The organism is Halobellus sp. EA9 (assembly GCF_051195055.1).
Classification (GTDB): domain Archaea; phylum Halobacteriota; class Halobacteria; order Halobacteriales; family Haloferacaceae; genus Haloquadratum; species Haloquadratum rubicundus.
The window spans coordinates 110,455-119,407 of record NZ_JBNTJW010000011.1 but is presented as its reverse complement, the minus strand read 5'-3'; the positions used below and the strand labels follow the sequence as shown (position 1 = coordinate 119,407).

Here is an 8,953-nt window from a genome sequence, read left to right as displayed (position 1 = left end):
TTCGCGCAGCGGTTACGCCAGGAAGACGTGTCGCGGCCGGTCCGCGAGGACGTCGCGACCCCACTTGACGGTCTCGCTGAACTCCTCGGAGCGGAAGAACGCCATCGCGTTCTCGCGGGCGTCCCACTGGCTGGCGATGAACATGTCGTTCTCGTCTTCGACGTTCACCATCAGGTCCGTGTCCTGGTGGCCCTCCATCCCGGCGAGGAGGCCCTCGACCTCGTCGAACGTCTCGTGGAAGTCCTCGCGGAACTCCGGTTTCACCGTGTAGAACATCCCCATCGTGCCGAAGCCCGAGCCGGACTCCTCGCCGGCGCGCGCGACGATCCCGGGGAGGTCCGAGAGGAACCCCGCCGCGGTTTCGGCGGCCGACTGGGTGTCCCAGATGCTCACGACGGCGCTGCGGTCACCGTTTCGAGCCTCGTAGACGGCCGTCTTGACGTGCGTGCCGTAGTGTTCGAAGTTGCCCCGGAGCCCCTCGACCTCCTCGAACAGCTCGTCGGTGTCGGCCTCCGAGTAGAGGACCGTCGCGTAGACGTCCTCGCCGTGGGGCTGGCCGGCGTAGATGTCCATATCCGCCAGCGCCTCGCGGATGTCGCCGTCCTCGTCGTCGGCGTCGGCGGAGTCGTCGCCGTGGGCGTGCTCGTGGTCGCCGCGGTGCCCGTGTGCGTCGCCCGAACCGTGCTCGTGTCCGTGTCCGCGACCGTGGCCCTCACCGTGCGGGTGGCCGGACTCGTCGCCGTCGCTCGTCGGCACGCCCTCGCCCTCCAGGTACGCGCCGAGGTCCGCCGGCGGGAAGCGCCGGCCGACGTAGAACTGCCCGAACTCCCCGTACTTCGAGGAGACCTCGTCGAAGCGCATGTCGTAGACGATGTCCTTGATGTGCGTCGGCTCGTCCGAAAAGAGGGTCACGCCCCACTCGTAGTCGTCGAAGCCGACCGACGAGGAGATGACCTGCTTGATCTTTCCGGCGTAGGCCTTGCCGGTCTCGGCGTGGGTCTCCATCATGTCCGCGCGCTCCTCGAAGTCGAGGTCGTACCAGTTGTGCTCCTCCCCGCGGCGCTTCGACATCGGGTAGAAGGAGACGTACTCGCCGTCGGGGATGTCGGGCGTCAGTTTGCCCTCCATGTACTCCCGGAGCCGGTCGTCGACCGACTCGGGGTCCTCGAAGTACTCCGGCGTGGAGTACCCCGAGATCTCGGTCACGGAGACGTAGGAGGTCGGCTGCGTTGTGAACGCTGCGAGAGCGGTCTGTTCGAACTGGCGCTCCGCCCTGGAGAGGTCATCGAGCGTCGGCCGGAAGTGGACGACGAGCAGGTCGGCCTTGTGGCCGAGGACCGAGAAGACGGCCGAGTCGCCCTCCTCGGCGTCTGTGACCTCCTCGTGGCGGCGGAGGTACTCGGTCCCCTCTGCGATCGCGCGGTCCCGCTCGTACTCGGGCGCGTCGCGCCACGCGTCCCAGTCGACGGTGCGGAAGTCGTGCAGCACGAACCAGCCCTCGTCTGTCGGTGGGGCCTCAGGCATAGGATCCGGTAGGGACGCCTCCCGTATGGGCGTTGCGAGTCGTTCTCGGGCCGCGGGAATCGAACCGCTCGATGGCGGCCGCGACTACCCGCCGAGGACCGTCGGCCCGAAGACCAACAGTAGCAGCGAGGCCAGCATCGTCAGGCCGATCCCGGTGGTGATCGTGGTCACGACCCGGTCCCGGTCCGCGATGGGCAACCGGGAGACGACCGCCTCGACGCTCGCCCGGAGGATCCGTCCGCCGTCGAGCGGGTAGCCCGGGATGCAGTTGAACAGGCCCAACTGGAGGTTGATCCAGGCCGTCCAGAAGGCGACGTTCGCGAGCAGGAACACGCCCGATCCGAGGAAGCCGAGCGGCCCGGTGGCGGCGTAGAAGTTGGACACGCTCCCGGTGAAGCCGGGGAAGTTCGGGATGCCCAGGACGAGCGACGCGAGCGGGAGCACCAGGGAGACGTACACCGTCGCCAGCGGCGAGTCCGCGATCGCCCCCGACAGGCCGGAGGCGTCGGGGCCGCCGTCGCCGCCGAGGAGTTCGAGGTACGTCCCGGCGGGATAGGACTGCGCGCCGAAGTCGGTGAGGAGCAGCCCGCTCGTGCCCGGGAAGATGGTGACCCCGAGGAAGCCGTTGCCGTCTTGGGGGTTCTCGCCGAGCGTCACGTCGTAGGTCTCGATCGCCCCGCCGTGGTAGACTTCGACCGCGACGGTCTCGCCGGGCTCGGTCCCGTCGAGGACGCGGGTGAGCTCCGCCGCGGAGACCACGCGCTCGCCGCCGATCGCGGTCACGATGACGCCCGGCTCCGTCGGCGCGCCGGCCTGCGCGAGGGGCCCGTCCGCGACGACGCGGGTGAGGTAGGCGCCGACCGGGATCGTGACGGTCCCGCGCTCGGTCGTGAGCCGCGCGAAGCGGTCCTCGCCGACGGCCTCGGCGAAGCCGGCGCGGGTGTAGACCGCCGTGCCGTTCACCCGCGTGACGCCGATCGGGTCGCTCTCGACGCTGATGTTCGCCGGGTTGCCGGCGACCGAGCCCGCGACGATCAGCGACCGCTCGACCTCGACGGTGCGCCGCGCGCGGTCGGCGACGCTCTCGCCGCCGTCGATCTCGACCGTGACGGTCCGCGCGTCGGTGCCGAGCAGGGCGGCGTCGAGCGCGCTCTCGTTGCCGACGGGCACGCCCCCGACGGCGGTGATCCGGTCGCCCTGTTCGATGCCCGCCTCCGCCGCGGGCGAGCCGTCGTAGGCGCCCTGGACCGCCATTCCAGGCGCGACGGCGATGCTCCCGACGATCGGGCCGAAGAGCAGCGCGAACGCGACAAAGGTGACGAAGAAGTTGTTCGTGACGCCCGCGGCGAACATCCGCGTCCGGCCGCCTCTGTCGGCGTTCCGCTGGCTCTCCTCGTCCGGCTGGACGAACGCGCCGAGCGGAATGATTGTAAGGAGGAAGACGCCCATCGACTCGATGTCGATGTCCTCGACGCGACAGAGGATCCCGTGGCCGCCCTCGTGGACGACGAGACCGACGAGCAGACCGAAGACGATCTCCGGCGCGACAGACAGGGGCAGGAAGTCGTTGACGCCGGGGATGACGAGGAAGTTCTGCGGCTGATTCACCTGCGAGGGCGCCGGGGGGTTCCGCGCGATGGCGATCCCCTGGACGAGCAGGAAGAGGAACATCCCCGCCATGATGACGAGCGCGGCGCCGACGCCGAGGTTCGTCCACGCGCGCCAGAAGCGCTTCGGCGTCGCGATCCAGTCGATGAAGTCGCGGCCGCGCTTGGTGTGTATGGTCGTGAACGGCCCGCGGATCCGCACCGAGTCCGGGAGCAGGCCGCGCTGTGAGAGGAAGAACGTCGCTATCGAGTACGCGGCGAGGCCGACGAGTACCCACAGAAGCGTGTTCATCGTCCGATTCGAAGTGGCGGGCGCGGAAATGTGTTATTACCCACCTCGTCCCGGGGACGGCTTTCCCACTCCGCGCGGCCACACCGCTCGCGACGGTCGAGCGTACTGTGCGGCGCACGGTCCCGAACGGCAGCGTCTTACGGTCTCCGACGGAGCGGAAGAGCGACAGCCGAGCCGGTCACACGTCGAATCCGTTCCGCCTGAGCGCTTCCGCCAGCTCGCCGTCGGGCTCTGCGGAGAACTCGACCAGCGACGACTCCGGCCGCGTCGTCGTGTACAGATCGGAGTCGATGTTGTCCGGAATCTCGTTCGCGTGCGTCTTATCGACGACTGCAACCGTTATCTTCGGTCCCGTGGTCGTATCTTTCGACTCACTCATCGCCCGGATATACGGGCGAGGGACGTTTGGCCTTTGGCATTCGAGTGTGGGCTCCAGCGACGCGCCGGCCTGCTTCCTACGTGGCTCCAGACGGGAACTGGGCGATGCGATGGACGAAGCACTCGACGTCGTCGACGTCGTGGCCGACTCGGGGCTGGAAGGCGTCGTGACCTGGCTGCTGCGTCTGCTCGGACTCGTCGCCCTCGTCGCGGGCGTCGGGCTCTGGCTCCTCACCGAGATGGGGCTGCTCTGGCTTCCGGCCCTCCTGATACTCTTCGGACTCGTCCTGCTCGTCGCGCCCAGTGTCCTCCTCGTAGTAGCGGAGTTCGCGTGAGTACCGGCCGGTAGACAACCCTTTTAGCGGATGGCGGTCCACTCCCCGTAGATGTTCGACAGCCGCTCCTATGAGGTCCGCCAGCGCATCTCGATCGGGAACAAGTACCGCATCTACGAGGGCGACACGCCGATCCTCGAATCCGCACAGAAGAAGCTCCGGCTCAAGGAGGACTTCCGCTTCACCGACCCGGAGACCGGGACAGAGCGCTTCCGCGTGAAGGCCGACAGTATGCTCGACATCGCCGCCGCCTACGACATCGTCGACTCCCAGACCGGCGAGCGCGTGGGCGCGGTCAAGCGCGAGGCCATCTCGCTTTTCAGACACGAGTACTCCCTGCTGGGCCCCGACGGCGACCTCGTGGCGACGATCCGCGAGGACAACGTCCCGCTGGCGATCGCGCGCCGGCTGCTCACGACGCTGATCCCCTTCTCCTACGAGATCGTCACGCCGGACGGGAACGCCGTCGGCGAGGCAAACGGGGCGTTCTCGCTCCGCGACAGGTACTCGATCGACCTCTTCGACGACGCGCTCGATCCGCGGCTCGCCGTGGTCGGGATGGTCGTCATCGACGCGATCGAGGAGAACTAACCCACCTTTTTTCGGGGTCCTCGGCCGCGCTCCGCGCGGCCTCGAACCCCCGTAAAAAACCTGGACAAAAAACGGCCGCTCGGCCCGCGCTGCGAGCCTCGCGGTACGACCGCTGGAGACTCCGCAACGGTACCGCTTCTGCACCGCTCCGACGACGGCCCGCTATCCCTCGCGCCGCAACCGCGTCACCACGAACTCCGTGTCGAGTTCGCCGAGGAACTCCCCGAGGCGCGGCCCCTGCGGCTGGTCGAAGAAGAGCCGGTAGCCCGCCTCGAAGAAGTCGCCGACCTCGACGTCGTGCCGACGCGCGGTCTCGTACATCTCTCCTTGGATCGCCTCGCCGTCGTGGCCGGCTTCGACGAAGTCCGCGAGGTCGGAGAGCGCGGCCGCGACGTCGCCGTCGACCTCGCCGAAGTCGACGTCGGGCAGTTCCTCTTGGATCCGGTAGTTGTACTCGTTGTCCAAGCGCTCGGCCCACGCGCGCGCCCGATCGACCCGTTCGAGGGCCTCCTCGATCGCCCACTCGGGGGTGTCGTCGTCGACGTAGCCCTCGTTTCTGGCCATCTCGATCCGGAGGTCGCGGTCGTCTGTCATCCCCAGGACGGCCGCGAACGTGTAGGGGAGGCGGACCCGATCCTCGCGCACCTCGTCGACGACGAACGGGTACGCGCGCTCGGCGAACGCCGAGAGCGTCTCGTCGTCGACGCCGCCGAAGTACGCCCGCTCGAAGCGGTCGAAGTCGTCGACCAACTGATCGAGCCTGGAGATATCGAGGTCTCGGGCCTTCCGCGGATTGAGCGCGAAGAAGTACCGGAGGACCTCCGGTTCGAGGAGGTCGAGCATCTCCGCGACGGTGACGATGTTGCCCTGCGACGAGGAGAGCGCCTCGCCGTTGAGCGTGAACCACTCGTAGACCATCGGGACCGGCGGCTCGATCCCGAGGACGTTGCGGGCGATGTCCTGGCCGGAGGGCCACGACCCCTCGGCGTGGTCCTTGCCGAACGGCTCGAAATCGACGCCGAGCACCTGCCACTGGGCGGGCCACTCGAAGCGCCAGGGCAGTTTGCCCTCGCGGAAGGTCGCGGTGCCCTCGTGGCCGCAGCCCTCGATGGTCTCGTCGCCGACGGTCATGTCGGTGCAGACGTACTCGACCGTCCGCGAATCGAGGTCGACCGACGTCACCGTCTCGGTGATCTTCCCGCACTCCGCACAGATCGGATTGAAGGGGACGTAGTCCTCGTCGACCTTCGACTGGTATTCGGAGAGCACCTCCCGTGCCTCGTCGGCGTGTTCGAGCACGTACGCGACGACGTCCTCGAAGGTGCCGTCCTCGTAGAGGTCGGTGTTCGAGACCATCTCGACCGGGACCCCGAGGCGGTCGGCGTCGGCCTTCAGGAGCGCCGCGAAGTGCGCGGCGTAGGAGTCCGATTCACCGAAGGGATCCGGGATGTCGGTGTAGGGCTTGCCGAGATTCCGCCCGAGCGCGCCGGCGTCGACGTCGCCGAGGCCGACGATCTCGCCGTCGACGTCCGCGAGCTTCCGGGGGAGCTTCCGGAGCGGGTCGCGGTCGTCGCTCGTGAACACCTGGCGGACCTCGTGGCCGCGCTCGCGGAGCACCTCGGCGACGAAGTACCCGCGGATGATCTCGTTGAAGTTCCCGAGGTGGGCGACGCCCGAGGGCGAGACGCCGCCCTTGATGACGATCGGCTCGTCGGGCTCGCGGGCCTCGATCTCGTCGGCGACCGCCTCGGCCCAGAAGTCGCGCTTCGATTCGCCCGCCGGCTCCGCGTCCGCCGTCTCGTCACTCATCGCCCACCCAGTAGCTCGGTTCGTCGTCGTTTCCCGCGGGCACGATGTCGGTCCCGCCGTGGTCGCCCCGGAGCACCGCGTCGGCGATCCGCTCGGGGTCGGTCCCGTCGAGGACGACCGTCCGCATCTCCGCGCGCTCGATGAGCTTCGCCGCGAGCAGGTCGACGGGCGCAGAGGCGCCCGCGTCCCGGCTCATCGGCGCGATTACGTCGACGAGCTCGCCCGCGGTCAGCCGCTCGTACTTCTCGGCGCCGTCGTCGGCGCTCGGGTCGGCGCTGTAGACGCCGTCGACGCTCGTGGCGTAGACGAGGAGGTCCGCGTCGACGTACTCCGCGAGCGCGGCCGCGACGGCGTCGGTGGTCTGGCCGGGCATGATGCCGCCCATCACCGAGACGTCGCCGCGGCGGAGGGCGTCGCCGGCCTCCTCGTAGTCGTGGGCGACCTTCGGGTCGACCTGCGACCCCAGCGCGGCGATGAGGAGCCGCGCGTTGATCCGCGTGACGTCGATGCCGATTTGGTCGAGCTGGACCTCGTTGGCGCCGAGTTCGCGGGCCGCGCCGATGTAGTCGCGGGCGACGCCGCCGCCGCCGACGATGGCGCCGATCTCGCAGCCCTCGTCCGCGAGCCGTTCGACGACCGCTGCGTGGCCCTCGACCCGGCGGGCGTCGAGGTCCGGAGCGAGCACGCTCCCACCGATGGAGACGACGACTCTCATTGCCCCGTCGTTGCCGCGAACCGGGCTTAAGGGTTGTCAACCGCGTATGTCGGCGCGTCGTCGGCGGTCGTCCGACCGTCGTCGCGCGGCCCGCCGTCTCGTCCACTCGCCCGTCCGACAGTGTAAAGCCGATCGCCGCCCCGACACGGGAGTATGCAGGTACTCGGAGTCGTCGGCGCCGGCGCGTCGGCCCTGTGCGAGCGCGTCGCGCCCCACCTCGACGGCCGTGTCGCCGTGGTCGAACGCCGCGCGGGCGACGCCGACGGCGACTCGTCGGCCGCGCCCGAATCGGACGCCGATCGTCCCGACGGCGTCGACACCGCCTACGCGCTCGGCGACGGATCGTGGAGCGCCGCCGGCGGCGACCGCTCGCTGGACGACGTACTCGACGACCTCGCCCCGGCGTACGACCACGCGCTGCTCGTCGGCTTTCCGGACGCCGCGTTCCCGACGGTCGCGCTGGGCGACGCCGCGGCCTCGAACGTCGCTCTCGACGCCGCCGACGCCGACGCGGTCGACGTCGAATCCGTTCTGGCGGCGATCGCCGACGCCGAGCCCCACGTCACGCTCGAAGCGCTCGTCGAACGGGTGAAGGCCTCCCCCCGGGCCGACCGCGCCGGCGCGATCGCGACGTTCACCGGGCGGGTCCGGACCAAGGACGGCGAGGACGACCCCGAGACGCTCGAACTGACCTTCGAGAAGTACGAGGGCGTCGCCGAAGAGCGGATGCGGGAGATCGAGTCCGAACTGATGGAGCGCGACGGCGTCCAGGAGGTCGTCTGCTTCCACCGCACCGGCACCCTCCGGTCGGGCGAGGACATCGTCTTCGTCGTCGTCCTCGCCGGCCACCGCGAGGAGGCCTTCGAGACCGTCTCGGACGGCATCAACCGCCTGAAAGACGAGGTCCCGATCTTCAAGCGCGAGACCACGGTCGAAGAGGACTTCTGGGTCCACGACCGGCAGTAATCGGCCGCGGTTCCGCCTCTCGATCGGTTTCTCGTTGCCGGATCCGACTCCGCGCGCTGTGATTCCTCGTCGCCACCGCGGCCGTCTCGTGCGGAATTTGCCTCTAATTGCCCCGTTTCACCCGGGTATAAATTCATTCTTTATTCTGTGAACTAAAGACTTAGAAGACGATATAAAACGTAAAAAAAATTTGAACTGTTTCTAAACGATCCGAACGGTCACGGTTTACCGGTGAATCGAGCCGAATTCCTCCCAACGTTCCTCCCTTTATATACTCCCCCGACGACAAGCGGGGAGCGAGGTGACACAGATGAGCGCAACCACGACACCCTCCACCGAGACTGCCGCCGACGACGTACCCAAAGAAGAGCGCTTGAAGTCCTTCCTCCTGGAGAAGGCCCAGGACGGCGAGATGTACTTCAAGTCCAAGTTCATCGCCGAGGAGGTCGGTCTCTCGCCCAAGGAGATCGGCGCTCTGATGGTGAAGCTCAAGGACTCCGCCTCGGAACTCACCGTCGAGAAGTGGTCGTACACGAGCGCGACCACCTGGCGAGTCGAACCCGCCGACGCGGCGTAAGCGCTCATCGCCCCTGAATTGGTCCGCGCGACCGCCGCGTCGTCTCCGAACCGCCCGACGAACTGACTTCTTCCCCGTTTTCGCGGCCGCAGCGACGCCTCCGCCCCGCCGTGCGTCGCCTCTGTCGGGGAGTTTATCCGACTGTGCGCCGTACGAGAC

9 protein-coding genes are annotated in these 8,953 nt (G+C 68.4%); 4 read left to right on the top strand and 5 right to left on the bottom strand.

The window, feature by feature from the left end:
* Nucleotides 1–12 precede the first annotated feature (12 nt).
* The 3 genes from ACQUQ0_RS14485 to ACQUQ0_RS14475 all read right to left on the bottom strand — a co-directional run bounded on the left by ACQUQ0_RS14485 (nt 13) and on the right by ACQUQ0_RS14475 (nt 3,802).
* Nucleotides 13–1,524, bottom strand: coding sequence for a heme-binding protein (locus ACQUQ0_RS14485; RefSeq protein WP_435186087.1), 1,512 nt, complete (start codon nt 1,522–1,524; stop codon nt 13–15).
* 84 nt (nt 1,525–1,608) lie between these two features.
* Nucleotides 1,609–3,423 carry a site-2 protease family protein gene (locus ACQUQ0_RS14480; RefSeq protein WP_435186086.1) on the bottom strand — a complete coding sequence of 605 codons (1,815 nt, stop codon included), beginning with the start codon at nt 3,421–3,423 and terminating at the stop codon, nt 1,609–1,611.
* A gap of 178 nt (nt 3,424–3,601) precedes the next feature.
* A complete protein-coding gene (locus ACQUQ0_RS14475) occupies nt 3,602–3,802 on the bottom strand; it encodes a hypothetical protein (protein WP_435186084.1) in 201 nt (66 codons plus the stop codon).
* Nucleotides 3,803–3,911: 109 nt separating this feature from the next.
* Here ACQUQ0_RS14475 and ACQUQ0_RS14470 point away from each other — a divergent pair, with 109 nt between their 5' ends.
* Together ACQUQ0_RS14470 and ACQUQ0_RS14465 are read left to right on the top strand one after the other, a co-directional pair.
* Complete coding sequence (locus tag ACQUQ0_RS14470) at nt 3,912–4,136, top strand: hypothetical protein (RefSeq protein WP_435186082.1); 225 nt, start codon at nt 3,912–3,914, stop codon at nt 4,134–4,136.
* 51 nt (nt 4,137–4,187) lie between these two features.
* Nucleotides 4,188–4,727, top strand: a complete 540-nt coding sequence (locus tag ACQUQ0_RS14465) for an LURP-one-related/scramblase family protein (RefSeq protein ID WP_435186080.1) — start codon at nt 4,188–4,190, stop codon at nt 4,725–4,727.
* A 162-nt stretch (nt 4,728–4,889) separates the two neighbouring features.
* On the opposite strand, the gene lysS is transcribed toward ACQUQ0_RS14465, so the two are convergent.
* Both lysS and pyrH read right to left on the bottom strand, forming a co-directional pair.
* Nucleotides 4,890–6,536 (bottom strand): lysine--tRNA ligase, encoded by a 1,647-nt coding sequence (lysS, locus tag ACQUQ0_RS14460; protein ID WP_435186079.1) that lies wholly within the window; start codon nt 6,534–6,536, stop codon nt 4,890–4,892.
* The gene (gene pyrH / locus ACQUQ0_RS14455; RefSeq protein WP_435186078.1) at nt 6,529–7,251 is read right to left on the bottom strand and encodes a UMP kinase; all 723 of its coding nucleotides are present in this window, start codon (nt 7,249–7,251) and stop codon (nt 6,529–6,531) included. The genes lysS and pyrH overlap by 8 nt, the downstream gene beginning before the upstream one ends.
* A 153-nt stretch (nt 7,252–7,404) precedes the next feature.
* Here pyrH and ACQUQ0_RS14450 point away from each other — a divergent pair, with 153 nt between their 5' ends.
* Nucleotides 7,405–8,217, top strand: coding sequence for a molybdopterin synthase (locus tag ACQUQ0_RS14450; protein WP_435186077.1), 813 nt, complete (start codon nt 7,405–7,407; stop codon nt 8,215–8,217).
* Between the two features lie 310 nt (nt 8,218–8,527).
* Complete coding sequence (locus ACQUQ0_RS14445) at nt 8,528–8,794, top strand: DUF7123 family protein (RefSeq protein ID WP_372387015.1); 267 nt, start codon at nt 8,528–8,530, stop codon at nt 8,792–8,794.
* Nucleotides 8,795–8,953 lie beyond the last annotated feature (159 nt).